Source organism: Specibacter sp. NPDC078692 (assembly GCF_040686835.1).
Lineage (GTDB): Bacteria > Actinomycetota > Actinomycetes > Actinomycetales > Micrococcaceae > Specibacter.
Genome location: NZ_JBFBLV010000014.1, coordinates 64,028 through 87,688 on the forward strand (window position 1 = coordinate 64,028; position 23,661 = coordinate 87,688).

20 protein-coding genes are annotated in these 23,661 nt (G+C 62.7%); 12 read left to right on the forward strand and 8 right to left on the reverse strand.

What is annotated here, in order from left to right; translation table 11 throughout:
• Nucleotides 1-35: 35 nt before the first annotated feature.
• Complete coding sequence (locus AB0O97_RS11415) at nucleotides 36-410, reverse strand: BlaI/MecI/CopY family transcriptional regulator (RefSeq protein ID WP_363841369.1); 375 nt, start codon at nucleotides 408-410, stop codon at nucleotides 36-38.
• 206 nt (nucleotides 411-616) lie between these two features.
• Between AB0O97_RS11415 and AB0O97_RS11420 the strand changes: the two genes are divergently transcribed.
• From AB0O97_RS11420 to AB0O97_RS11435, 4 genes are all read left to right on the forward strand, one after another.
• Complete coding sequence (locus tag AB0O97_RS11420) at nucleotides 617-2,209, forward strand: cytochrome ubiquinol oxidase subunit I (RefSeq protein WP_363882596.1); 1,593 nt, start codon at nucleotides 617-619, stop codon at nucleotides 2,207-2,209.
• A gap of 85 nt (nucleotides 2,210-2,294) precedes the next feature.
• A complete protein-coding gene (gene cydB, locus AB0O97_RS11425; RefSeq protein WP_363841363.1) occupies nucleotides 2,295-3,383 on the forward strand; it encodes a cytochrome d ubiquinol oxidase subunit II in 1,089 nt (362 codons plus the stop codon).
• Between the two features lies 1 nt (nucleotide 3,384).
• On the forward strand, nucleotides 3,385-6,750 hold the full coding sequence (gene cydC / locus AB0O97_RS11430) for a thiol reductant ABC exporter subunit CydC (protein ID WP_363882598.1): 3,366 nt from the start codon (nucleotides 3,385-3,387) through the stop codon (nucleotides 6,748-6,750).
• Between the two features lie 9 nt (nucleotides 6,751-6,759).
• Complete coding sequence (locus AB0O97_RS11435) at nucleotides 6,760-7,776, forward strand: GNAT family N-acetyltransferase (protein ID WP_363841359.1); 1,017 nt, start codon at nucleotides 6,760-6,762, stop codon at nucleotides 7,774-7,776.
• On the opposite strand, the gene AB0O97_RS11440 is transcribed toward AB0O97_RS11435, so the two are convergent.
• From AB0O97_RS11440 to AB0O97_RS11450, 3 genes are all read right to left on the reverse strand, one after another.
• Nucleotides 7,773-8,693 carry a hypothetical protein gene (locus AB0O97_RS11440; RefSeq protein WP_363882600.1) on the reverse strand — a complete coding sequence of 307 codons (921 nt, stop codon included), beginning with the start codon at nucleotides 8,691-8,693 and terminating at the stop codon, nucleotides 7,773-7,775. The genes AB0O97_RS11435 and AB0O97_RS11440 overlap by 4 nt on opposite strands.
• Nucleotides 8,694-8,718: 25 nt before the next feature.
• Nucleotides 8,719-9,237 carry a DinB family protein gene (locus AB0O97_RS11445; protein WP_363841355.1) on the reverse strand — a complete coding sequence of 173 codons (519 nt, stop codon included), beginning with the start codon at nucleotides 9,235-9,237 and terminating at the stop codon, nucleotides 8,719-8,721.
• A 101-nt stretch (nucleotides 9,238-9,338) separates the two neighbouring features.
• On the reverse strand, nucleotides 9,339-12,005 hold the full coding sequence (locus AB0O97_RS11450) for a DNA topoisomerase (ATP-hydrolyzing) (protein WP_363882602.1): 2,667 nt from the start codon (nucleotides 12,003-12,005) through the stop codon (nucleotides 9,339-9,341).
• An 81-nt stretch (nucleotides 12,006-12,086) separates the two neighbouring features.
• Between AB0O97_RS11450 and AB0O97_RS11455 the strand changes: the two genes are divergently transcribed.
• The 3 genes from AB0O97_RS11455 to AB0O97_RS11465 all read left to right on the forward strand — a co-directional run bounded on the left by AB0O97_RS11455 (nucleotide 12,087) and on the right by AB0O97_RS11465 (nucleotide 16,809).
• Nucleotides 12,087-14,762 carry a GNAT family N-acetyltransferase gene (locus AB0O97_RS11455; protein WP_363882605.1) on the forward strand — a complete coding sequence of 892 codons (2,676 nt, stop codon included), beginning with the start codon at nucleotides 12,087-12,089 and terminating at the stop codon, nucleotides 14,760-14,762.
• 81 nt (nucleotides 14,763-14,843) lie between these two features.
• Nucleotides 14,844-15,533 carry a DUF5998 family protein gene (locus AB0O97_RS11460; RefSeq protein ID WP_363882608.1) on the forward strand — a complete coding sequence of 230 codons (690 nt, stop codon included), beginning with the start codon at nucleotides 14,844-14,846 and terminating at the stop codon, nucleotides 15,531-15,533.
• 76 nt (nucleotides 15,534-15,609) lie between these two features.
• Nucleotides 15,610-16,809 carry a nucleotide pyrophosphatase/phosphodiesterase family protein gene (locus AB0O97_RS11465; protein WP_363882650.1) on the forward strand — a complete coding sequence of 400 codons (1,200 nt, stop codon included), beginning with the start codon at nucleotides 15,610-15,612 and terminating at the stop codon, nucleotides 16,807-16,809.
• Between the two features lie 99 nt (nucleotides 16,810-16,908).
• Here AB0O97_RS11465 and sepH read toward each other — a convergent pair whose 3' ends face one another.
• On the reverse strand, nucleotides 16,909-18,300 hold the full coding sequence (sepH, locus tag AB0O97_RS11470; RefSeq protein ID WP_363882611.1) for a septation protein SepH: 1,392 nt from the start codon (nucleotides 18,298-18,300) through the stop codon (nucleotides 16,909-16,911).
• A 327-nt stretch (nucleotides 18,301-18,627) separates the two neighbouring features.
• On the opposite strand from sepH, the gene AB0O97_RS11475 reads away from it, so the two are divergent.
• On the forward strand, nucleotides 18,628-18,897 hold the full coding sequence (locus tag AB0O97_RS11475; protein ID WP_363841343.1) for a DUF4193 family protein: 270 nt from the start codon (nucleotides 18,628-18,630) through the stop codon (nucleotides 18,895-18,897).
• A gap of 33 nt (nucleotides 18,898-18,930) precedes the next feature.
• Here AB0O97_RS11475 and AB0O97_RS11480 read toward each other — a convergent pair whose 3' ends face one another.
• A complete protein-coding gene (locus tag AB0O97_RS11480) occupies nucleotides 18,931-19,416 on the reverse strand; it encodes a DUF3093 domain-containing protein (protein WP_363882614.1) in 486 nt (161 codons plus the stop codon).
• Between the two features lie 121 nt (nucleotides 19,417-19,537).
• On the opposite strand from AB0O97_RS11480, the gene dut reads away from it, so the two are divergent.
• The 4 genes from dut (at nucleotide 19,538) to AB0O97_RS11500 (ending at nucleotide 22,009) form a co-directional block, all read left to right on the forward strand.
• Nucleotides 19,538-20,056, forward strand: coding sequence for a dUTP diphosphatase (dut, locus tag AB0O97_RS11485; protein WP_363841337.1), 519 nt, complete (start codon nucleotides 19,538-19,540; stop codon nucleotides 20,054-20,056).
• Between the two features lie 172 nt (nucleotides 20,057-20,228).
• Nucleotides 20,229-20,900 (forward strand): DUF3710 domain-containing protein, encoded by a 672-nt coding sequence (locus tag AB0O97_RS11490; RefSeq protein WP_363841446.1) that lies wholly within the window; start codon nucleotides 20,229-20,231, stop codon nucleotides 20,898-20,900.
• A 2-nt stretch (nucleotides 20,901-20,902) separates the two neighbouring features.
• A complete protein-coding gene (locus tag AB0O97_RS11495; protein WP_363882617.1) occupies nucleotides 20,903-21,271 on the forward strand; it encodes a hypothetical protein in 369 nt (122 codons plus the stop codon).
• Entirely contained in the window at nucleotides 21,272-22,009 is a 738-nt protein-coding gene (locus AB0O97_RS11500; protein ID WP_363882620.1) for a DUF3159 domain-containing protein, read from the forward strand. It abuts the gene before it with no gap.
• A gap of 96 nt (nucleotides 22,010-22,105) precedes the next feature.
• Here the strand turns inward: AB0O97_RS11500 and AB0O97_RS11505 are convergent, their stop codons facing one another.
• Nucleotides 22,106-22,762, reverse strand: a complete 657-nt coding sequence (locus AB0O97_RS11505; protein WP_363882623.1) for a TrkA family potassium uptake protein — start codon at nucleotides 22,760-22,762, stop codon at nucleotides 22,106-22,108.
• A gap of 1 nt (nucleotide 22,763) precedes the next feature.
• Nucleotides 22,764-23,435 (reverse strand): TrkA family potassium uptake protein, encoded by a 672-nt coding sequence (locus AB0O97_RS11510; RefSeq protein ID WP_363882626.1) that lies wholly within the window; start codon nucleotides 23,433-23,435, stop codon nucleotides 22,764-22,766.
• Nucleotides 23,436-23,661: the final 226 nt, after the last annotated feature.

A 23,661-nucleotide genomic window follows, 5' to 3' on the forward strand; every position in this document is an offset into this window, starting at 1 on the left:
TCCGGCCGCTGTAACGCAGCCGGAGGGCGCCGATGTTAGGAACGTCCTAAGAGGTTGCGCAGTGTCTGCGCTTCGCCGGCGCTGACGGTGCCGATGAAGCGGGCAAGAACTGCTTCGCGGTCGGGGGCTGAGCCCAAGACCTCGAGCATGAGTTCAGCAGTGTGCTCTTCGCGGCTAGTGACGGCGCGGTAGCGGTGCGGGCGTGAGGCGCGTTCGCGCTCCACGAGGCCCTTTTTCTCCAAGCGGGAAAGCACTGTGAGCACTGTGGTGACGGCCAGCGGCCGCGATTCCACGTTGTCTTCTGAGGTGCGTTGTGAGAGCAAATCGCGCAGCATATTGGCCGTAATGGCCTCTTGGTGCTCCCAGAGCAGGTCCATGACGGCTCTTTCCAAATCTCCAAGCGTTGCCATCAAAATCCTCTACTTAACTACCAGCATCTACTTAACTACCAGCATCAAAACAATCATCAAAAGTATTGAGAGTACGCCAATCAAGCGCACAACACTAAATATACAGCTTTTGACAACAATGTTCTACGCGGGGTAGAACTTAGAGTTCTACGGAACGTAGAAAATGCTGCAAGGCCTGAATATTTTTGATCGATGAGGGGAAAATTGTGGAAGCTCTGGACATTGCCAGGTGGCAGTTCGGAATAGTGACGGTGTACCACTTCCTGATGGTCCCGCTCACTATCGGGCTGGGCACGCTGGTGGCCATACTGCAGACGCGATGGCACAAAACGGGCAACGAAGCGTACCTGCGCATGACGAAGTTCTGGGGCAAGCTGTTCCTGATCAACTTCATCATGGGCGTGGCGACGGGCATTGTCCAGGAGTTCCAATTTGGGATGGCGTGGAGTGAATATAGCCGCTTTGTGGGCGATGTCTTCGGCGCGCCGCTGGCCATGGAATCCCTCCTGGCGTTCTTCGTGGAGTCCACGTTCCTGGGCCTGTGGATCTTCGGCTGGAAGAAACTCCCCGCCAAGATCCACCTTGCATGCCTGTGGATAGCGGTGTGCGGCTCCATTTTCTCGGCCTACTTCATCCTCGTTGCCAACTCGTGGATGCAGCATCCCGTGGGTGTTGAAATGCTTGACGGGCACCCGGTCATGGTTGACGCGTGGGCGGTCTTCACCAACAACACCGCCCTCGTGGCGTTCTTCCACACCATCACCGGCGCGCTGGCTGTGGCCGGCGGATTCCTGCTGGGCATCGCCTGGTACCAGTTGTGGCGCCGCCGCAAGGACGGCATCGACACCGTGGATGCCAAGGGCCGTGTCGTGGTGGGTGAGTCCGCCACCATTCCCGGGCGCGATAGGAAGGACCACTCCGTCTGGATCAAGTCGCTGCGGATCGGGGCCGTGGTGGCGATGATCGCCTTTGCCGGATCCGCCGTGTCCGGAGACTTGTCCGGGAAGCTCATGTTTGAGCAGCAGCCCATGAAGATGGCCGCCGCCGAGGCTGCCTGCTATGACGGCACCGGCTTCTCCATCCTGTCCCTCGGCGATCTGGGAAGCCGCGACTGCTCCGACGTCGTCGCCGTCATGGAAGTCCCCGGCCTGCTCTCCTTCCTGGCCCACAACGATTTCGACACCGAGATCAAGGGCGTGAACACCCTCATTCCCGAGTACCAGGAGAAGTACGGCAAGTACCTTCCGGATGACCCCATGTACGGCGACCGCGCCGGCACCGAAATCAACTATGTCCCGATCATGCCCGTCACTTACTGGGGCTTCCGCATGATGATCGGCTTCGGCGGGCTCGCCGCCGCGGCCGCAGCCGTTGCCCTGTGGATCACGCGTAAGGGCACCGTGCCGCGCTCCAAGGGCCTCATGCGCCTGGCCCTGATCGGCATCCTGGCCCCGTTCGGCGCCAACGCCGCTGGCTGGATCTTCACCGAGATGGGCCGCCAGCCCTTCGTGGTAGCCCCCAACCCCTCCATGTCAGGGGTTGACCAGGTCTTCCTGTTCACGGCGGCCGGAGTCTCTCCCGGGGTCTCGGCCGGGGAGATGGTCTTCTCCCTCGTGGCGCTGACCAGCGTCTACGCGGTCCTGCTGGTGGTGGAGGTCATGCTGCTGACCAAGTACATCCGTGGCGGAGTGGTCTCGGCCATGCCGGAGCTTGACCAGACGAAAAAGAAGGACGACGGCGACGGCGGCACTGACCCGGGAGGGGACGCTGATGACGATGTGCTTGCGTTTGCTTACTGATTCGCGCGGCATCTGCACCCCTGACTTGCCTACACCCCTGACTTGCCTGCACCCCTGACCTGCTGCTGAAGCCGAAGGATTAATGATGGATTTTTTGCCCACTCTGTGGTTCATATTGATTGCCGTGCTGTGGATCGGCTACCTCTTCCTCGAAGGCTTCGACCTAGGCGTCGGCATGCTGATGAAGACCTTCGCCCGGGGTGAAAAGGAACGCCGCGTGCTGCTGAACACGGTAGGTCCGGTCTGGGACGGGAACGAGGTCTGGCTCATCACGGCCGGCGCGGCCACCTTTGCCGCGTTCCCGTTCTGGTATGCCTCCTTGTTCTCCGCCCTGTACATCCCGCTCGTGTTTGTGCTGCTGGCCCTGATCTTCCGGGCCGTAGCCTTTGAATACCGCGGCAAGATTCACAACGACCTATGGCGCAGGGTCTGGGACTGGGCCATCGCCATCGGCTCCTTCGTTGCTGCGTTCGGCATCGGCGCCATGCTGGCCCTGACCACTACCGGCTTGCCGCTGAACGAGAACGGCGACCGCGTGGGTGGACCCTTCGCCTGGTTCACGTGGTACGCCGTGATTGGTGGACTCGCCGTGGTCGGTTTTGCCATTATTCAGGCTGCAGCCTTCGTGGCTCTGAAGACCGACGGCGATATCCGCCACCGCGCCCGCCGCCTCGTGGGCCGGTGGATGCCTGTGGGACTGGCACCCATGGCCGTGTGGGCCATTGCCGTGGCGTTGGAAAACGGCAAATGGTTCAGCTGGTTGCTGATCGCCGTGGCCGTTGCTGCCGCAATAGTTTCCTGGTTCGCGAACAGGGCAGGTCGCGAAGGCTTCAGCTTCCTGGCCATGGGCGGCTTCCTGCTTGCCGGCGCCTCCGCCATTTTCAGCGCCGTCTACCCTGTGGTGCTGCCCTCCACGCTGAACCCGCTGTGGAACCTGACCGTGGAGAACGCGTCCTCATCAAGCTACACACTGGGCTTGATGTCCATTGTGGCTGCCGTGGGCATCCCGCTGGTGCTGGCATACCAGGCCTGGACCTACTGGATCTTCCGCAAGCGCATCTCCGTAGCTCACCTGCCCGAACCGATCGACTTTGCCCCCGCTGTGGGACTGGCTCCAGCCGGTGCCGTGCGCGAGGGTGAACTGGAAGAATCAACAACAGGCGGCAAGTCCTAATATGAGCATGCGACCCGTACTCCCCGCTAGCCGTTCCACCAGGGTGGCCTTGGCCGGTTTGGCCGGACTAGCTGCCGCCAAGGCAGTTGGATTGGTGTTGGCCCTTGGCGCTCTGGCCCATGCGCTGAGCCAGTGGGCTGGCGGTGGCGCCCTGGACAGCACCAAGCTGCTGGTGCAGGGGAGTGCGGGCGCCATCCTGCTCGCAGCGGCCGTGTGGGGACAGTCCATTCTGGCCCGGCGTGCGGCACTGGGTGCAAAAGAGGAACTGCGGAGCAAACTCGTCGCCCACCGTCTGGACCCGCGCAATGGCGGCCAGGGAGGTGCCGTAGGTGCCGAAGGCATGCTGGCCAGCCGCGGGCTGGACGGTCTGGACAACTACTTCGCCACCTACCTGCCGGCCCTGGTCAGCTGCGCCGTATTGCCGCTGATGGTCGGTCTTCAAATCCTCATCTCCGACTGGGTCAGCGCCCTGATCGTGGTGCTCACGGTGCCGCTGGTGCCGGTGTTCATGATCCTGATTGGTTTCCACACCCAGGAGCGGGTGGAAGCAGCAGCCAGCGGACTTGACCGCCTCTCCAACCACTTGCTCGAACTGGCCCGCGGACTGCCCGTCCTGGTGGGTCTGCGCCGCGCCAGCGCCCAGCGCAAGGCCTTGGCCGACGTCTGTGAGGCCTACCGCAAAACCACCATGGCAACCCTGCGCACCGCATTCATATCCTCCATGGCCCTGGAACTGATCAGCACCATCTCCGTGGCCGTCGTGGCCGTCTTCATCGGCGTGCGTTTGGTCAACGGGAGCATGGGCTTGGAAGCCGGGCTGCTAGCGCTCATGCTGGCCCCCGAGTGCTTCCGCCCGCTGCGTGACTTGGGTGCCGCCCACCACGGCAGCGAGGACGGCGTGGAGGCACTGCGTCGTGTCAATGAAATTCTCGACGCCGGAGCCCCCTCGCAGTCAACCACACCTTCCGCTGGGGGTACCTCGGCCAGTGCCGTGGTTGTGGCCAGTGACTTCAGCGTCCGCTACCCGGGCCGAAGTGAACCGGCTGTTGACGGATTCACTGCCGCGCTAGCTCCCGGCGCGGCACTGGTGCTGGCCACCCCCAGTGGCACCGGAAAGTCCACCATTCTCGCCGCACTTGCTGGCATTCTGCCTGCCGGGGAATTCGGCGCCGAAACGTTCGGGGAGCTGGTGGTCCGCAAACCGGACGCGGTGGTTTATGCCTCACAGCACCCCGTCTTCACAGAAGAGAGCGTTGCTGCCGAGGTGGCCCTCTATGCCGCCGGTCCCGAAGAGCTTGAGGTAGAGCCAGGGCTGGTTGCCGCCGTTTTGGGCCGCGTCAACGCAGCTCATCTGGCCGGACGTGCCGTGGTGGACTGCAGTCCGGGCGAACTGCGCCGCGTTGCCGTGGCCCGCGCCTTGGCCCGCATTGCAGTTGACCCGGCGGTGGAGCTTGCCCTGTTGGATGAGCCCACAGCCCACCTGGATCCCGTCTCGGCACAGGCCGTCAGGACGGAAATCGGCCAGTTGCAGGGGAGGGTCGCCGTGGTTGTGGCAACCCACGACCCGCTGCTCGCGCACGCTTTGAGTGCCGGTGCCGGAGAAGCACTGGGAGCCGCCGGCTCTGCCACGGCAACCGACACGCTGCCCGCCGCATCAGCGGAGCCGGCCGTCCTTGCACAGCCAGCATCTGTCCACGGGGAAGACGTGGCGGCCGCCGGCTTCAAGTGGCGCCACCTGCGGGCCCTGCCACTGCTTTCGCCGCGCTTTGCCGCAGGGGTGCTGGTCTCAGCCCTGGCCACACTCAGTGCTGCGGCGCTGTCCGGGTTTTCCGGCTGGCTCATTGTCTGGGCTGCCGCGCAACCGCCCATTCTGTATCTGATGACCTTGATTGTTGGGGTGCGGGCCTTCGGTATTGGCCGCTCCGTGCTGCGGTACTCCGAGCGTCTGCTGACGCACGACGCCGTATTCCGCTGGGCTGCCGAATTGCGCCTGAAGTTGTGGGATTCTCTGGGTTCCTCAGTGCTGCACTGGGGGAAGCTGACCCGATCCGGTGGTGCGCTGGGCACGCTGGTAGCCGACGTGGATGAGCTACGCGACGCCGTGCCCAGGGTGGTAGTGCCCATTCCTGCCGCCCTGATCTCCTACGGTGCCGTCCTGCTCACCGTATTCTTGCTGGTGCCCGAAGCCACCGGCATCGTCGTGCTGCTGGGCCTGCTGGCGTTGGTCTTGCTGCCCCTTCTGGTGCTGGCCGCCCAACGCCGTGCCTCGGCCGCAGCCGCCGTGCACAGGATCTGGCTGGCGGAGCGCGCCACCACGCTCTTCGCCGCAGCAGACCAGCTAGCTGCCAACGGCGTGGGTAAGGTTCAGGCCGCCACGTTCACCAGAGCCGACGCTGCCGTGGCCAAGCCGCTGCGCCGGCTCGCCTGGGCTGACGGCTTCGGCCAGGGTGCCGTGAGCCTGCTGACCACTCTGGCCGCACTGCTGGCCGCCACAACAGCAATCGGGGCCGGGGTGGATCCCCGCGCAGCCGCCGTGGTCGCACTGCTCATGCTGGCCCTGGCTGAACCTCTGGGACAGTACATTGACGCGGTCAGCGCCCTGCCGGCCCTGGGCACGCTGATGAACAAGACCTTGCCCCTGCTCGACGCCCCCACCACGGTGCAGCAGGCAACCACAGAAGCGGCTGGCCCGGCAGTGGACCGCCTCGCCGTCTCCAACATCTCAGCCCGCTACCCCGGCGTCTCCCATCCCGTGTTTACCGGGATCAGCGGAGGCACCCAGCGCGGGCAGTGGTGGAGCGTCAGTGGCCCTTCAGGGGCTGGAAAGTCAACACTGCTGGCCGTCCTCCTCGGTTTCCTCAAGCCCGAGGCAGGCAGCTACCAACTCAATGGCGAAGAGGCCACCACGACGACGCTGGGCCGGATTGCGTGGTGCCCGCAGGACGCCTACCTGTTCAACTCCACCCTGCGCTCCAACCTGGCCCTGGCCCGCCCCGCCGAAACCCCTCCCACAGAAGCCGAGCTGCTCGAGGCCCTATCCACTGTGGGTCTGGGCTCGTGGCTCGACGGACTGCCGTTGGGTCTGGACACGCGGGTGGGACCCGGCGGGCACCACATCTCCGGTGGACAGCGGACCCGAGTGTCGGTGGCACGCACGCTGGTGGCGGGGGCCGACGTCGTACTTCTGGATGAGCCAACAGCCCACCTGGGGCAGGACGAAGCTGTGGGGCTGATCGAGGATCTGCGGCAGTCTCTTGCCGATGCCTCGGTGGTTTTGGTGACGCACGACGGCGAACTGGCCGAGCGCGCGGACACTCACCTTCGGCTGTCGGACGCTGCGTTGGAAACGGCGGGGGCCCGGCTTTAGGCTTGGGGGATGACTCCTTCCCTTTTTGGCGCTGCTCATCCCTTCCCGCACGTTGCGGGTCTGGAGTTCCGTCCGCTGGTTCCCGAGGACGTTGACTCGTGGCTGGCGCTGGTGAAGCGGATCGCGGCATTTGAGGAGGCCCCCTGGCATGCCCAGCGTTCGGAACTGGAGGCAGTGGTTACCGATTCCCTGAACCCCGCTGTGAGCAATACGTTGGGAGGAGTTGATGCCGACGGCGTGCTGCGTGTCTATGGTGCGGTGGCGAAGAGCCCGGACGGGGACAAGTCCGACATCTGGGGCGGGGTGGATCCGCTGTGGCGTCGTCGTGGCGTGGGTGCGGCCGTGTTGCTCTGGCAGGAGAGGCAGGCTGCGGCACGTTTCGCCGCCGACGGGGCCCGAGTGGCGAAGGTGCGCCTCCATGTGGAGGAAAACAACGCTGGAGCGCGGGCTCTCTTGTCCGTGGCCGGCTATTCGGTGGTGCGGTATTACGCTGCGATGCAGCGAAGCCTGGAGCGGATTCCTGCGGTGCCTATGCCGGCGGGGATCACGATTGTGGCCCTGACTGCCGAACTCAGCGATGCCGTGCGCTGCGCCCACAACGAGGCTTTTGCCGACCATTGGGGATCCGAGCCGCGGTCACCGGAACGGTGGGCAGTGCAAATGCGGCATGAGCTTATGCGCCTGGATCTGTCGACGGCCGCTGTGGATGATGCCACCGGTGAGGTCGCCGCATACCAGTTGGCAACCGTGGACCCAGCTGCCGCGGTAGAGTTCGGCGCCGGGGAGGGATACACCGAACTGCTGGGTGTGCGCAGGGCCTGGCGCGGACGCGGACTCGCCCCGGCAATGCTGGCCGATGCCATGCGACGATTTGCGGCCGCCGGGCTGGGCTGTGCGGGCCTGGACGTCGACACCGAGAACCCCTCCGGGGCGTTGGGCCTGTATGAGCGCATGGGCTATCTGCCGGTGCGGCGCTCCATGGTGTGGGACAAGGTGCTCCACGACGCCCCCTCTATTAGCGCCTAAGCGTTCCCGGCGGCTAGCGAACCCGGGAACACCAGTTGCGGGTGCTTGGAGTCCCACCGTGGGAATGACTGAAGTATCCAGTACAGCAGGAACAAGGCCAGCGCCAGCAACTCACAGATGAGCACCGGCGGCACGGCGAAGGATTCGAGCCAGCCTCCGTAGATCACGGCTACGGCCACCGCGGCATCGAACAGAAAGCCTATGGCAATGATCCAATACAAGCGCTGGTACAGCCGGGTTGGGCGGGCGCCGTGGTGCTGTTCAAAGGCCTTAGCCACGGCGACCGAGCCGATCGCTAGAAAAAACAAGATCGCAGCGCTGACGTGGGCGTACTGTATGAAGACGTCCCGGGCGAAGGCCCAGCTCAGAGCCACGACGAGCAAGAGGCCGCTGGCCCCCAACAAGGAACTACGGACGGCCAAAAACTCGAGGTTGCGTCCCTTGAAAATGAAGAAGGCGGCAACGATAATCACCACGCTCACCAGCAGGTAGGTGGTGATTCCATTGAACACATCAAGATGGTAGGCGGACGGCACACAGCTGTCGGCGGAGCCGCACTCTATGGTGATACCGGGCACAGATCCGGGGACCAAGGGGGTTGGCACTAAGGCGACCAAGGGAGCCAGCAGACCTGCCACATCCAGCAGCGCCCGCTCAACCCCCGTTCCTGAAATGGCCAGCAGCCCCAGCGATGCCGCGATCAAGGCGCCGACGAACACTGTGCGGGCCGGCGTGTAAAAGTAGGCACTGACGGAGGACAGTACACCCACCTGCGTCATGGCTACGGCGACGGACACAAAAATGAGCAAGACGGTTCCGCCTATTCCCATCCGAAGATAACGGTAGGTTCGTTGCAAAGACGCAGGATCCGTCAGGTTCGGCGGCGGGGGAGTACTGTCTGTGTTGTCAAGATGCATCGCAGCCTCCCCGTCTTCGAAAAACTTAGGCGTTGATGTCGTGGAGGTGGTGGATGACATCGTGCAGGAAATAGCCTGTCAATGTCACAACGGTGAAGGCCGCACCGTTGCCGCGAAGGCCACGTCGCTCCCAGTCCTCTTCGGCTACGGCACCGAACGCGGCTGCGGCGTCGAGCCCATTCTGGACCAGGTCCTGTGCCACGACGTCCGGATCCAGCGCCGAGTAATTTCCGTCTAGGGCAGCCTGGTCCTGATCCCAATTGGGGAACGTGGGGTTGTCCTCGCTGAGCATGAGTTCTAGCCGGGCCGTAAAGACCTCAAAAACGTCCCTGATATGAGCGCTGTATTCCAGCACCGACCAGACGCCGGGTTCAGGGCGTTCCTCCACATTGGCTCGCCGCAGCGCCGACTGCCAACGGGGCAACACCGCCGGCAGCATGGTGGCTGCAGTCGCCGGAGTGGCACGCGACGCCGTAAAGCCACAGTCCGGACAGCTCCGCTCGAGTACCCAGGTCCAGTCTTTGTGATCGGCAATGATGTCCATGGGGCCAGTCTAGGCCGATCTCATCTTGGTGCAGGCCCGAGGATGTTCTTATGACGCGAAGATCCGTCACCGGGCCGCAACGGGGAATAGCAGCGAACTCATTAGTCCAGCGGCAGCTCAAACGCCTCCTGGGTGGAGTCGTGGATGGGCGCGGGATCACGAGTGGGCGCCGGCGGGGGAGTCTTGACCCCGGTCGGCGTTACAGCGGCAGGTTTATCCGGCGCTGAACCAGCACCTGCAGGGCTAACTGCACTAGGCCCGTCCGCGGCAGGGCCACTACCGGCGGAACCGGACAGGCTGGGACCCACCAGGTCAATGCCGGCTGTCAGGGCAACACCTGATCCATCGCGGTGCCCGTGCTCTACGGGAAGAGCCCTGGCCACACCAGAGCTGGAGGAGGCCTTGGCAGGGCCGTGGCCAGCCCACGCCAAGAACAGCCGGTCTTCACCCTTGAGGAATCTGTGCGCCCGGACGCCACCGGTGGCCCGGCCCTTCGCGGGGTACTCGGAGAAGGCGGTAACCTTAGCCGAGCCCGACGGCGTTCCAGGCAGGGCGTCTTGCCCACCGGACACGGTCACCACCACGGCGTTAGCATCATGGGGGGAGACCACACCGAAGGACAACACCACATCGCCGGCCCCGAGCTTGATGCCCGCCATGCCGCCGGCTGTGCGGCCCTGCGGACGAACGTTGGCGGCACTGTAGCGAAGCAGTTGGGCACCCTGTGTGATGAACACTAGATCGTCGTCGTCCGTGGCTACACCGGCACCCACCACAACATCCTTGGGTTTGAGCGTGATGTACTCCCAGTCGTCGCGGTTCAGGGGGTATTCGGGAGTGACCCGTTTGACCACGCCGGCGGCCGTGCCTACCGCAAAGGTGGTGTTGAGTGGCACAAAGCCCACGAGAGATTCGCCCTTGGTCAGGGTGATGAAGTCCTTGGCGGCAACGCCACCGGCCAGGTTGGGTAGGGCTGCGGTGGGTGGCAGCACAGGCATGTCCACCACTTGCAAGCGCAACATACGGCCCAAGGACGTCAGCGCGCCAATTTCTGCCCGGGCAGTGGTTTTCAGCACCGAGGTGAAGACGTCGTGCTTGCTGCGGCCGCCGGATTCCACCAGCGGATCAGCGGAGGAGGTCCTGGCAATTTGGCCTGTGGCGCTGAGCAGCACCCAGCAGGGGTCATCGGCAATTTCCAGAGCCAACGGCGCCGCCTTGCCGGCTTTCCCGCCGGGGCCAGCGGCCAGAGCCTTGGCCACGGACGGCGCCATGGCCTCAGACTCCAGCAGGACCGTGCGGCGCGGGGTGCCGTGCGTGGCTGCGACCTCGCCGAGCTCATCGGACACGAGCTGGTGCAGCAGTTCCTGGGAGGCCAAGATGGCTTCGAGGGCCGCAATTTCACGGCGCAACTCATCACGTTCGGTCTCCAGCTCCACCATGGAGAAGCGGGTCAGGCGGCGCAGTTGCAGGTCCAGAATGTAGTTGGCCTGGATTTCGGAGAGGTCGTAGATGGCCATGAGACGTGCGCGGGCGGCAGCCACTTCATCCGAGGTGCGGATGATCTGGATGACCTCGTCAATGTCCACGATGGCAATGAGCATGCCCTCGACAATGTGCAAGCGGTCCTGCTTTTTGCCTAGCCGGAAGGCGGTGCGGCGGCGGACCACGTCAATGCGGTGGTTGACGAAGACCTGCAGCAGCGGCAGCAGGCCCAGTGTCTGCGGCTGACCGTCCACCAGGCAGACGTTGTTGATGCCGAAGGACTCCTCCAACGGTGTGTACCGGTAGAGCTGTTCCATGACGGCGGCGGGGTTGAAACCGTTCTTGATTTCAATGACCAGGCGCAGCCCGTGATTGCGGTCGGAGAGGTCAACAAAGTCAGCGACGCCAACCAACTTCTTGTTGTTGACGGCGTCCTTGACTTTTTCCTTCACTTTTTCCGGACCCACCAGGTAGGGCAGCTCGGTGACCACGAGTCCTACCCTGCGCGCGGTGAGTTGTTCGACGGCGATCTTGGCTCGCGTTTTGAAGGAGCCACGGCCGGTGGCGTAGGCATCGCGGATGCCCTGCAACCCCACAATGCGCCCGCCCGAGGGAAGATCCGGGCCCGGGACATACGCCATGACGTCCTCGAGCGTGGCCTCGGGATTGGCGATCAAGTGTTGGGCTGCGGCAATCACTTCGCCGAGGTTATGCGGGGCCATGTTGGTGGCCATGCCCACCGCGATGCCGCTGGCGCCGTTGACCAGTAGGTTCGGGTAGGCCGCAGGCAGCACGGAGGGTTGCACGATGGTGTTGTCATAGTTGGGCACAAAGTCCACAACGTTTTCATCCAGGTTGCCAGTGAGGGCCAGTGCCGGTGCTGCGAGGCGGGCCTCGGTGTAACGGGGGGCGGCGGGACCGTCGTCGAGCGAGCCAAAGTTGCCGTGGCCGTCAATGAGCGGCAGGCGTAAGGAAAAGTCCTGCGCCATGCGCACCATGGTGTCGTAAATGGCCGTGTCACCGTGCGGGTGCAGCTTGCCCATGACCTCGCCCACCACGCGAGCACTCTTGACATGACCCCGATCGGGGCGCAGGCCCATCTCGCTCATCATGTACAAAATTCGGCGTTGCACGGGTTTGAGACCGTCGCGGGCATCGGGGAGCGCGCGGGAGTAAATCACAGAGTAGGCGTATTCCAGGAAGGAACTTTCCATCTCATTGGAAACATCAATATCAACAATGTTCTCAACGAAGTCATCTGCTGCAGGAGGTTGGCGCTTGGCCATGATGGCGGTGATTCCTTTTCTACATGGGTGTTGCAGGTGGCATGCACGGCAAAAGACGCAACATGTCGGTACAGTGATTCTATGGTGAAGCCAGAGCTAGCGCCCGAATATCCGGCCTATTGGGAAGCCGATGTTGTCCTGCGTGATGGTGGCACAGCCCACTTACGCCCGATGCGAGCGGACGACGCCGATGCCGTCCAAGCCTTTCACATGGCCCAATCGCAAAACTCTATCTATATGCGCTTCTTCACCTACAAGTCAAAGCTGACGCCCAAAGAGTTGCGCCGCTTTACCGAGCTGGATTACCGGGACCGCGTGGCATTCGTCATCACCCGCGGCACCGGAATCATTGGCATTGGCCGTTATGACCGCTTGGATGACCCTACCGAAGCCGAGGTAGCCTTCAACGTTTCTGACGCCCACCAGAGCCGCGGTCTGGGATCCATCTTATTGGAACACCTGGCGGCAGCGGCCCGCGAGAACGGGATCGATACGTTTTCTGCCGAGGTCTTGCCGGAGAACCGCAAGATGATGCAGGTCTTTTCCGACGCCGGTTATGAGGTGCGCCGGCACTTTGACGACGGCGTCATCTCCTTACAGTTTGCTATTGACCCCACAGAAAAATCCCGGGCCGTCATGGAATCCCGTGAGCACCGTGCCGAGGCGCTCAGCGTTGCCGGGCTGGTGGCGCCGAAGTCCGTGGCCGTCATTGGTGCCAGTCGTGAGTGGGGGAGCATTGGCCAGCAACTCTTGGAACACGTGGTGGAAGGAAACTTCACCGGCGCCGTCCACGCGGTCAATCAGGATGCCCTGGAGGTTTCCGGAATGATGCCTTACGCCAGCATTCTCGAGGTCCCAGGACCCGTGGATCTGGCCATCATCGCTGTACCCTATGACCAGGTTCCCAGCGTGGTTGACCAGTGTGGCCAAGCAGGCGTGAAGGGGCTGGTCATTGCCACGGCAGGATTTGCCGACGACGGCGAACACGGCCTTGAGCGTCAACGCACCTTGGTGCGCCAAGCCCGGGCCAACGGTATGCGTCTGGTGGGTCCGGCGTCGTTGGGGCTCGCTAACACCGACCCTGCTGTGTCTCTGAATGCCTCCATGGCCCCGGCCCTGCCTGCCCAAGGCGGGCTGGGCATCTTCAGCCAGTCCGCTGCTCTGGGCGTTTCCTTATTTGCCTCCATGAGCCGACGCAGTGTTGGCATGTCCACGGTGCTCTCGGCCGGAAACAGGGCAGACGTTTCAGGCAATGACATGATGCAGTTTTGGGAAGATGATCCCCACACCCAGGCCTGCGCGCTGTACCTGGAATCCATTGGAAACCCACGTAAGTTCTCCCGTATCTCCCGCCGCTTGGCCCGTACCAAACCGGTGATTGTGGCGAAGTCGGATTCGATGGGGCTGCGGTTGCCACCAGGGCATGCGGTCCGCACGACCCAGGCTCCGGCAGGTGCTCTGGACGCCATGCTTCGCCAGTCCGGAGTGGTGCGTGTCAACACCATTGAGGAACTCTCTGATGTGGCACAGATTGTGGTGGGTCAGCCGCTACCCAAGGGCCCCGGCCTGGCGATCTTGGCCAACTCCGGTGCTCTGGGTGCCGTGGTGGCCGACGCTGCTGAAGGACAGGGGCTCAACGTGGCGGTGCTGGAGACGTCTCTGGTGTTGAACATGGGCCAGTCGCGGGCCCTGCCGTTGCTCAAACGGACTGTGCTCAGTGCGCTGGCGCAAGACGGTGCGGACTCGGCCATTGTGACGTTGCTGCCAGTGGTGGGGCTGACCGTCGATACCATCGCGAAGACGTTGCAGGAGTGTTCACAAGAGTCAGGTAAACCTGTCATTGCCGTGTTCACCGGCATTTTCGAACCCTCTATCCACGTCAACCGGCAAATGGCGGGGTCGTTGCCGGCATTCTCCAGTCCCGGCGGTGCCATTGCAGCGTTGGCAGCTGTTGTCCGGCACGCGCAGTGGCTGACACTGGAATCGTCGGTCTTTGAGCCCCCCGTTGGGGTCAATTCACAGGCTGTGGAAGACCTCTTGGACACGTGGCTGGAAGGTGTTTCTGGTGATGAACTGGTGACGCTGAGCAACGAGGAATCCCGAGAGCTCTTGGGCCACTATGGCATCAAAGCGTTGGAATCGGTGCCGTTCAGCAGCGACGACGAGGCCGTGGCCCAGGCGGAACGGCTGGGCTGGCCGGTGGCCATCAAAACGCTGGATTCGAGCCTGCGGCATCGACTGGACCTGGGCGGGGTGCGGATTAACATTGAAAACGCGGACTCGCTCCGTCGCAACATTGTCCAGATGCGCAAATATCTGGAACCTTATGGGAAGAAGGACCTGGAGGTGCAGAGCATGGCCGAGGTGGGCCAGTCGTGCACCCTACGAGCCATTGAGGATCCGCTGCTGGGCCCGGTGGTCTCCTTTGGCCTCTCCGGGGATGCTGTCAATCTCCTGGATGACTGGTCACACAGGGTGCCGCCATTGTCGGCGGCGGACACCGCTGAGTTGATCCGTTCGCCCCGTGCCGCCGTGAAACTGTTCGGCTACGAGGGGCTGCCGGCCGGAAATGTGGCGGCCTTGGAAGATCTGGTTGCCCGTGTAGCGATGCTCAAGGATGAACACCCCGAAGTAGCGCTCATTGAATTCAAACCGATCCTCGTTGGGCCCACCACCGTGACGGTGCTGGCTGTGGATGTGCGGATTGGAAACCCCGCTCAACGAACGGATAGCGCCCGCAGAGCCATGAGGTCCTAAAGCGCGATTCGTGAACCCCGGATGTTTGTCCTTGCAGCGTTTGAGCCGCCAGTTCGCTTTCGCTGGCGGCAAAGTGCGAAAATGGACACCATGAACAGCTTCGGAGCCGGTGCGCCGGCGAATCTCAAGGGCCGCGATTTGGATGCCGCGCTCCAGCGGTCTGGTTTTTATCCCCGGCTGGTTGCTGACGTAGTCAATGACGCCTTGGACAGCCAGGAGCCGCTGTCCCACCTGGTCCACCTGGAAACACACTTCGACCGGAACGAGGTGCACCGGCACATCACGGTTTTGGTGCTGACCAGCGAAATGCTGGTCATCACCCATGTTGACGATCACCAACTCGATGAGTCCGGGGAACAGATGGTGGCCCAGGTGTCCACTGAATCGGTGCCCGTGAGCCAAATCAATTCCGTGGTGTTGAGCTACATTTACGCCCAGCCCCAGGACTACAAGCCCTCCGACCCTGCCCGTGAGCTGACCTTGTCGATCGCGTGGTCTGGTGGACAGCGGGTGGAGATGGGTCCGGCGTCGTGCGGGGATCCCAACTGCGACGCCGACCACGGCTACTCCGGCACCATCGCCCAAGAAGACATCGCCTTGCGCATCAGTGCCGAGGCTGAGGGCTTGCAAGCCGTGGCAGATGCGAAGGCCTTCGCCCGTGCCCTGCGCGCCGTCAACACCGGAACCGTCACCCCAGGCCACCCCGATGCCGGGGCCAGCCGGTTCCCCGCTTTTGGCGCACGATTGGGCCGTTCACATTACCGCCGATAACGCCGTGGGCGCCCCCGAAACCATGTCCATCCCTGAGACCCTGACCACCCTCGGGGCCACCGCCACCAGTGACGCAATGCTCACCGGCCAAGCCCCTCTTCCGGGGGCGCCGGCTTACGGCAAGGCCAGCATTGCTGAGGTGCTCAGCAGTGCCGCCGCCGTGCTCGGTGCCAAGGACTACAACAACGTCTTGAAGTTGCCAGCGGCCAAAAGGATTTGTGTCGTATTGGTGGACGGGCTGGGAAAGTCGCTGCTCAAGCAGCGCGCCTCGCACGCACCATTCCTGCGCGGGGTGATGGCAGCTGACTCTGGCGGCGAGCACCCGCGCACCCTGCACGCCGCTTTTCCCAGCACCACGGCCACCTCCTTGTCAGCGTTGGGCACCGGCGCGGTTCCGGGTGAGCACGGCATGGTGGGGTACGACGTTTTGGACCCGCGCCAGGACAAAGTGGTCAACTTGTTGGGCAACTGGGACGCTGGCGTCGATCCGCAGCGTTGGCAGCCGGTCCCCACAATTTTTGAAAAGTTACCGGCCGAGATCCCTGCCACCACGGTGAGTTTGCCCAAATTCGCTGACTCCGCCATGACGCGCGCGGCCCTGCGCGGGAGCCGTTTCAGTGGTGCCACCTCCACCCACGCGCGGGTGGAGCAGGCGGTTGCAGCGCTGGCGGCCACGCCCAGCGCGTTGGTGTACCTCTATTGGAGCGAGCTGGACAAGGCGGGGCACGCTTATGGTGCGGATTCGCCCCAGTGGGAACGGCAGCTGGAAGAGCTCGACGCCGGGATGAAGCGTTTGGCGGCCACGGCACCTGCGGACACCCTGATTTTGATGACGGCCGATCATGGCATGGTGGATATTCCGCGTGCTGACCGCATCGACTACTCGGTGATTCCTGAGCTGGTGGCCGGAGTCCGGCACACCGCGGGGGAGCCACGCATGGTTCATCTCTACCTTGAACCCGGAGCAAGCTCGGAGGCTCGTGACCAGCTTATGGCAGCTTGGCTGGAGCACTTCCAACGCAAGGCGTGGGTCCTGACCCGTGAACAAGCTATCGCTGCGGGGTACTTTGGGACTGTTAACGACAGCGTGCGCGTCCGTATTGGCGATATCCTGATCCTGGCCCGGGAATCTGTGGCCTTTTACGATCTGCGCCGCGTCCGGCTACAGGCCATGGACGTGGTGGGTCAGCATGGATCCATCACCAAGGCCGAACGAGAAGTCCCGCTGCTACGCATTCCCGTGTCGGCGAAGAAGGCCAAGGGCAAGCGCCGCTGAGACTGTGCGCACTGAACCTGCTTTCGGTGCGGCCCGAACAGAAACTGTGCGGGCCGCACCGAGAAGAGGCTGGTTGAAGTTGGTGGCGAGTCGCGGTGGCTAGTCGCCCTTGGTGCCGAACACGATCTCATCCCAGCTAGGCACACTGGAACGTTTGGGTTTGGCTGAGGCCTTACGTTCCAGCCGGGCAGCTACTTCACTGTCGCTGGGTCCGTGGTGCTCGGTGTCTGTTGGCTGCGCTGATGCGGACTGCGTTGCTGCAGCGTGCGATTCCTCGGGTGTTTCCACATTTTGGACTTGCTGCAGGCGGCCAGTCGGTTCACCGGAGAGGACCACTTCACGGGTTTCTGTGCTGACCTCGGCCACGCTGTCCAGGGCGTCGTCAGCTAGACGTGGTGCTAGCTGGAGGAACGGCAACTTCCTGAGCCGCTCCCGTGCCGATTCTGGCTTCGATCCTGATTCTGAAGCCGGTGCTGACGAGGGTTCGGGGTCGCTGGCGTTGCTACGCTCGGCGTCCTGGCCATAGACGTTTTCGTCTCGCGGATGAGCGCCCGGAACGTGCGTGCCGAGCATGGCGGCGAGTTCGTCGTCGCCGTCTTCATCGAGGCCCAGTCGGACGCCTCGGCGAGAGCGCAGCATGTCAAGAAGGCCATGACCGGGGTACCCGGCGTCGGGCGCTGTCGCGTCTGCGGACTCATCGGTGTCTGCGGACTCAGCTGATTGCGTGACGGCAGTTTCAGTGGGGGAGTAGCCGCCAGAGCCACCGTGATCGAAGTCCAACGCTTGCACAGTGCCAGCGCCGTCTGCTTCGACGTCGAAGGGCTTGTCAGCTACGGCACTGAGGCGGCGTTCGGGCACAGGACTATCGAGCGGTTCGAGTTCACTGAGCTGCTGCGCCCAGCGGTTCGCGTTCTGCAACGACTTGCGCCCAGCATGGAAGCGCCACAAGGCCGGTGCCGGTTCGCCGATACTGCTAGCGGCCCATTCGGTACCAGGTTCAAAATCTGCGCTGATAGTCCACGCGCCGGCATGGTCACGCCAGGCATCCCAGCGCAGGGAAGCCCTGTCGATGCCGAAAGCGGAAAGACGGAAGCGGACCATCTCCTCCAACGTGGTGGGTTCCTCATCCAAGGGAGGCTTAGTGTTCGCAGACGGCAGGGCCGAGGAGGCAACATGAACTTTGCGAGCTTGGCTGGCTATGTACTCGCGCTCGGCCAAGACCGGGCCCTCGTAACGGCGCACCTGCTCCAGAGACAGTCCGGATTGATCGGCAACATCGGTGGCGCTGGAGCCTGCACGGATCAAGGATTGGATTTCGCGCGGCGTCATACGGGCACCGGGCTGGTTCAATCGGGGGGCGCGTTGACTGGTCCTGCCCACAGCTGTGCGTAGCGCCTCATCAAGGGGGAGCAGGTAATTGTCCCCGTCGGGACCACTGAGCAGCAGATGTTCGCCGTCGTCGTGGACACCCACTAGCCGTAAATCAGCCATGCCGTCCTCCAAAAAAGTCTCATTAGTTCACTTCAAAACTTTGCCACCGATACCTGCCAATTCCTACTACCGCTCTAGGCGTGGCGTGAGATGGCTGAAAAATGTGACTCATTCTGCGCCGTTCTGCTCTGTTTTTTGTCCGTTTCCGTCCGCTTCTACTCTTTCCGCTCCATGCTCGGCGCCCACCGGCGCCTGAGCCGCGGTAAAAACTTAAGCCAGCTGCGAACTTCCAGTGCCGCAGGGCCACCAGAAGCGCCAGCAGGCTTTAAGGTGTTGGCTGTATTAAGTCGGATCTGCATCCGGCGGGGAACAGGAAAGAGAACACCTATGAACACCAGCACTCGCCAGCACCACAGAGCTCCTCGCACAAGCCGCGGACCGGTAGCTGCGGTTGCCGTGATCGACCCCGCCGAGAGTGAACTGGCAGATAGCTACGAACTGCCCGGTGCTGAGCTAGCCCCTGAAGAGCAGGCCTTGGAAATCATTGCCGAACAGGCCGACGAATTCACCTGCAGTGGCTGTTTTTTGGTGCGGCACCGCTCTCAACTGGCCAAAGAAAAGCAGGGTATGAAGTACTGCCGAGACTGCGAAGGCTAGTTTTCCTACGCCCGGGTTCCTACACCCGTTTTCTTAGGCTCCCTTGCCCCGGAGTGCCGCAGCCAAGTGCTCGGGGTTGCGTGAGGACGTAAGCCAGTAAGGGGTCCGGTCCTCCGGGTCTAGGATTTCAATTTTCACTACGGGCTTGATCCAGCCGCGGATGCACAGGTAGGCCAAACCGTTGAGTTTGATGCCGCGCTGAGCGGTCGCGTCGTCGCCAAAATGGATGCTGACGTCGCCAACAAATTGTCGTTCAATCTGCGCACGCCCCACTTGGAGTGTGTCTTCGGTGACGGCAATCGTCGGCGTGGAAGTGACCAAGACCACGATCTGAACCACCAGCAAAACACCGAAGGCCACGAACCCGGCCTCGATGCTGATAGGAATGAAGATCAGGATTCCTGCAACCGAAAGTCCCAGCACAATCACCCAGCCCCATAAGTTTGGCCAGAGTTTCTCGGTATAAGTGGGTGCAGCCGGGGAAGGGGAGGTGGCGCTGTGGGGGGATGTGGATGACATGGCACCAGCTTTTCATCTTTCCTCGCGTAATTCATCTTGGCTCATTCACCTTGGGATTGATCTTGACACTCACTGCGCGGACGCAGGCAGTGCCCAGCGCTTCGGGATAGAGTGTCCTGTTGTGACCAATGAGACTTTTCCCGCGAACCCCGCCCTCGATCCCCACACTCCTGTTGTCCAGGTGCAATTGCACATGCTCGACGCCGGGATCGAACCTCCCAGCTACGCCCACCCCGGTGATGCCGGAGCCGATCTGCGCAGCCGCATTGACCTGGTCCTGGCTCCGGGCGAGCGTGCGCTGGTGCCCACAGGCGTCAGCATTGCCCTGCCCTTTGGTTTTGTAGCGTTGATCCACCCGCGTTCCGGTCTGGCCACCAAGCATGGCCTGACCATTGTCAACAGTCCCGGAACGGTCGATGCCGGGTATCGTGGCGAGATTTCCGTAACCTTGTTGAACACCGACGCGCACCATTCCATCTCCCTGTCCCGGGGCGATAGAATTGCACAAATGGTGATCCAGCGTGTGGAAACCGCCGCGTTCATCGCCGTGGACGAACTGCCCGATTCTGTGCGCGGCACCGGTGGATTTGGTTCCACCGGAGGCTTTTCCCCGTCGAGCAATGCACCGGCGAGCAACTAATCGTTGATCCTGCGTTTCCACACTTTTACAAGGAGTCTTAATTCCCATGGCTTTTGGGTTCGGTAAGAAAAAGAACAACAGCTCAGACGAGTCCGCAGCAACCGCCTCGAGCACACGTGGCGCAGCAGATGCCACTGACGCAGCTACAGAGTCAGTTGAGAGCGCCGCAGCCATGCTGAATCTGCCACCGGATCCGGCGGATACCGCTTACGATCGGGCCGTTCACGGGCCACTGGATGTCAGCGAGATTGAGAGCACCGATGGTTATGTGGACCTCGGCGCGTTGATGGTGACACCGCGGGAGGGCCTGTCCCTGCGCTTGGAAGTTGAAGAAAACACCCAGCGCGTCATTGCTGTCACCCTCGATCTGAACGGTTCCAGCTTGCAGCTGCAGGCCTTTGCCGCATCGCGCTCGGAGCCGCTTTGGCGCGACATTCGCGAGCAGATCGGTCTCTCCGTTGGCTCACAGGGTGGAGAAATCGAGATCCTTGACGGCACCTTCGGCAAGGAAGTGCTGGCAAAGGTTCCAGCCCAGAGCGACGACGGCTCCAAGGGCTTCAGGGTGGCCCGTTTCATCGGTGTTGACGGTCCCCGCTGGTTCCTCCGCGGTGTCCTCGGAGGGTCCGCGGCCGTCGACAGCGAAGCTGCCTTGGTCTTGGAAGACTTGTTCCGTGGCGTGGTGGTAGTCCGCGGCGAAGTGCCGCTGCCTCCCCGCGATCTGCTCCTGCTGCGACTGCCCAAGGATGCTGTGGCCGCTGCACAAGGCGCTTCGGGCCCGGACATGGGTGCCGCCCAGGGTGGTTCCCCGCTGGAGCGCGGCCCGGAAATCACAGCGATTGGCTAACGTTGTCTCCTGTTGAGCAAGGTGACTGGCCGGAGGCAACTCCCATCGTCGAGTTGCCCCCGCGCGGCCGGGCAGTGTGCGTAGGCGTGATCGATGCGATCACGATCCTGCCCGCCACCGCGGCACCCACCTACACGGCCATCCTGAGCGACATCATGCTCAATGACCGTGATGCTTCTCGGGTAGATCCGCTGCGGACGGATCAGAAACTTCAGAACCACCGGCTGCGACTGGTGTGGCTGGGCCGGCGCCGAGTGCCCGGAATCGGTGCCGGAGTCGGGCTGCGTGTTGAAGGAATGGTCTCTTTGCACGAGGGGCTGCCCACCATGTACAACCCTCGCTACGAGATCATCGGAATCCAGGAGAGCTAGTTGAGCCAGCAGAGTCCCGAAGGACAAATACCAGAGCAAAAGCCCACCGGCAGCTTTGCCGAGATGGCCCAGGACATGGCTGCCAAGAACCCGCTGGCCCGCAAGGAAAACGGGCACATTGACCTTTTGGCTGCCGCCGGTGGCATGAGGGGTATTGCCGAAAGCGTGTTGCCAGGACTGGTTTTTCTGGTCGCATTCACCCTGACCCGGGACCTGAGCATTGCCCTGGTGGGCTCGGTGGCCATGGCCGCGGTCTTCCTCGTTGCCCGACTCATCCAGCGCACACCCCTGACGCAGGCGCTGGCTGGAATTGCCGGCGTCGCACTTTCAGCGTTTTTAGCAATGAAGACCGGCAAGGCCGAGAACTTCTACACCGTGGGTTTCTATACGAATGCTGCCTACATTGCCGCCATGGTGGTCTCTATCGCCGTGCGCTGGCCGATTCTGGGTTTGCTGTTTGGCTACGCGCGCAATGAGGGCGTGCGGTGGCGGGAGATGCCAGAGCGGCTGCGCGCCTACCGTGTTGCCACCTGGATTTTGGTGGGTGTCATGGCTGCCCGGCTGGCGGTGCAGCTGCCGCTGTACTTCGCCGGAGCCGTGGACGCACTCGGCGCCATGCGCCTAATCATGGGTGTGCCCTTATACGCCTTTGGGCTCTGGATCGCCTGGCTCATCAGCCGCCCGGTGGCCGAGGTGACGGCCGAAGCTGACACGGCAACTCCCAACACTGACGCCTAACCCGCTAGCTACGGCGTATCCTGGCCACGGCGCAGCCACGGACGCGGGTTTACGGGAACACGGGAACACGGGGAGGGGGAGCCCAAAAGCTGATCCCTAGCTCCGAAGCAGATCCCGCAGCTCATTTTCTGCAGCGATGGTGGTGATGAAGAACAGTTCATCCCCTGCCTCAACCACATCGTCCGGGCTCGGTGTGATGGGTGCTTCGTCGCGCAGAATCGCCACGAGAGTGGCATCCTGCGGCCACAGAATTGCCCCCACGGTGGAGCCAATCACGTGGGAATCACCAGGAACTGTGAATTCTACGAGTGAGGCCACACCCGCCTGCAGGGTCAGCAACCGCACCAGGTCGCCAATCTCCACGGCTTCCTCCACGAGTGCTGTCATGAGTCGGGGAGTATTCACGGCAACGTCAACTCCCCAAGAGTCATCAAACATCCAATCGTTCTTGGGGTTGTTGACCCGGCCTACCGTGCGACCCACGCCGAATTCGGACTTCGCCAGCAGCGAGACCACCAGGTTGACCTTGTCGTCTCCCGTGGCTGAAACGACTACGTCCGCTTCTTCCAGCTTGGCCTCGCGCAGGGTGCTGATTTCACAGGCGTCACCCACCAGCCAGCGGGCACCGCGCAAACCGCTCTTTCCGATAACCTCAGGCTTGGGATCGATCAAGAGCACCTCGTGACCGTTGGAGAGCAGTTCTTTGGCAATGGAGCAACCAACGCTGCCGGCCCCGACAATTACCACCAACATGCTAAATCTCCTTCACGGGGGCTGCTGCCAAAATACGGGTCACATCGGCTGAACGGGCGCTGGCCACCATGGCGTGGACGGTGTCTCCTTGTTGGTAGCTGGTATCTGCTCTTGGCAGGATGCCTTCACCGAAGCGGGTCAGATAAGCCACACGGACATCGGCAGCTTGTTCCATCTCTGCGATGTGCCGACCAATCCAGTCCGGGTGCGGTGCCAGTTCACACAAGAACAAGCGCCCGGATGGTTCACGGAAATCACCCTTGATGGCGGTCTCAGGCAAAATTCGGCGCAACACCTGGTCCGCGCTCCAGCGCACAGCAGCCACTGTGGGGATGCCGAGACGCTGGTAGATCTCTGCCCGGCCGGGATCGTAGATGCGGGCTACAACGTGTTCCACATGGAAGGTTTCCCGGGCTACGCGGGTGGCAAGGATATTGGAGTTGTCACCGCTGGAGACAGCGGCAAAGGCGTAGGCGCTTTCAATGTCAGCCTCCTTCAGGGTGTCCTGGTCAAAGCCGACCCCGGTAATCTTCCGGCCACTGAAGCCTGTGCGCAAGCGGCGGAAAGCCCGTTCGTCTTGGTCGATGATGGCCACCGAATGGCCGGAATCTTCCAAAGCATGGGCCAAGGTTGCGCCCACCCGGCCGCAACCCATGATCACGAAATGTGCCATTGACGCTCCCTGTCGTGGCGGACCCGGGCCGGAAGGCCGGTGCCGCAAGTGTGTACTGCTTTCTAGTGTTTCTCAACAGCGTTTTCCAAGCCCTGCGGGTACCAATTTCACGCCCCGCGTGGCCCCGCGGTCAAGTCGGAACCACCTCGAGCCGCGCTTGTCACCGCCTCACCAGTGTGTCATGCACCGAAGCTGACGGGCGGGGGCCGGGCGGGTGCGCTGTTCT

Coding starts and splice junctions, on each gene's coding strand:
- AB0O97_RS11415 (WP_363841369.1), bottom strand. CDS start 410: ATGGCAACGCTTGGAGATTTGGAAAGAGCCGTCATGGACCTGCTCTGG.
- cydB (WP_363841363.1), top strand. CDS start 2,295: ATGGATTTTTTGCCCACTCTGTGGTTCATATTGATTGCCGTGCTGTGG.
- cydC (WP_363882598.1), top strand. CDS start 3,385: ATGAGCATGCGACCCGTACTCCCCGCTAGCCGTTCCACCAGGGTGGCC.
- AB0O97_RS11435 (WP_363841359.1), top strand. CDS start 6,760: ATGACTCCTTCCCTTTTTGGCGCTGCTCATCCCTTCCCGCACGTTGCG.
- AB0O97_RS11440 (WP_363882600.1), bottom strand. CDS start 8,693: ATGCATCTTGACAACACAGACAGTACTCCCCCGCCGCCGAACCTGACG.
- AB0O97_RS11445 (WP_363841355.1), bottom strand. CDS start 9,237: ATGGACATCATTGCCGATCACAAAGACTGGACCTGGGTACTCGAGCGG.
- AB0O97_RS11450 (WP_363882602.1), bottom strand. CDS start 12,005: ATGGCCAAGCGCCAACCTCCTGCAGCAGATGACTTCGTTGAGAACATT.
- AB0O97_RS11455 (WP_363882605.1), top strand. CDS start 12,087: ATGGTGAAGCCAGAGCTAGCGCCCGAATATCCGGCCTATTGGGAAGCC.
- AB0O97_RS11460 (WP_363882608.1), top strand. CDS start 14,844: ATGGACACCATGAACAGCTTCGGAGCCGGTGCGCCGGCGAATCTCAAG.
- AB0O97_RS11465 (WP_363882650.1), top strand. CDS start 15,610: ATGCTCACCGGCCAAGCCCCTCTTCCGGGGGCGCCGGCTTACGGCAAG.
- sepH (WP_363882611.1), bottom strand. CDS start 18,300: ATGGCTGATTTACGGCTAGTGGGTGTCCACGACGACGGCGAACATCTG.
- AB0O97_RS11475 (WP_363841343.1), top strand. CDS start 18,628: ATGAACACCAGCACTCGCCAGCACCACAGAGCTCCTCGCACAAGCCGC.
- AB0O97_RS11480 (WP_363882614.1), bottom strand. CDS start 19,416: ATGTCATCCACATCCCCCCACAGCGCCACCTCCCCTTCCCCGGCTGCA.
- AB0O97_RS11490 (WP_363841446.1), top strand. CDS start 20,229: ATGCTGAATCTGCCACCGGATCCGGCGGATACCGCTTACGATCGGGCC.
- AB0O97_RS11505 (WP_363882623.1), bottom strand. CDS start 22,762: ATGTTGGTGGTAATTGTCGGGGCCGGCAGCGTTGGTTGCTCCATTGCC.
- AB0O97_RS11510 (WP_363882626.1), bottom strand. CDS start 23,435: ATGGCACATTTCGTGATCATGGGTTGCGGCCGGGTGGGCGCAACCTTG.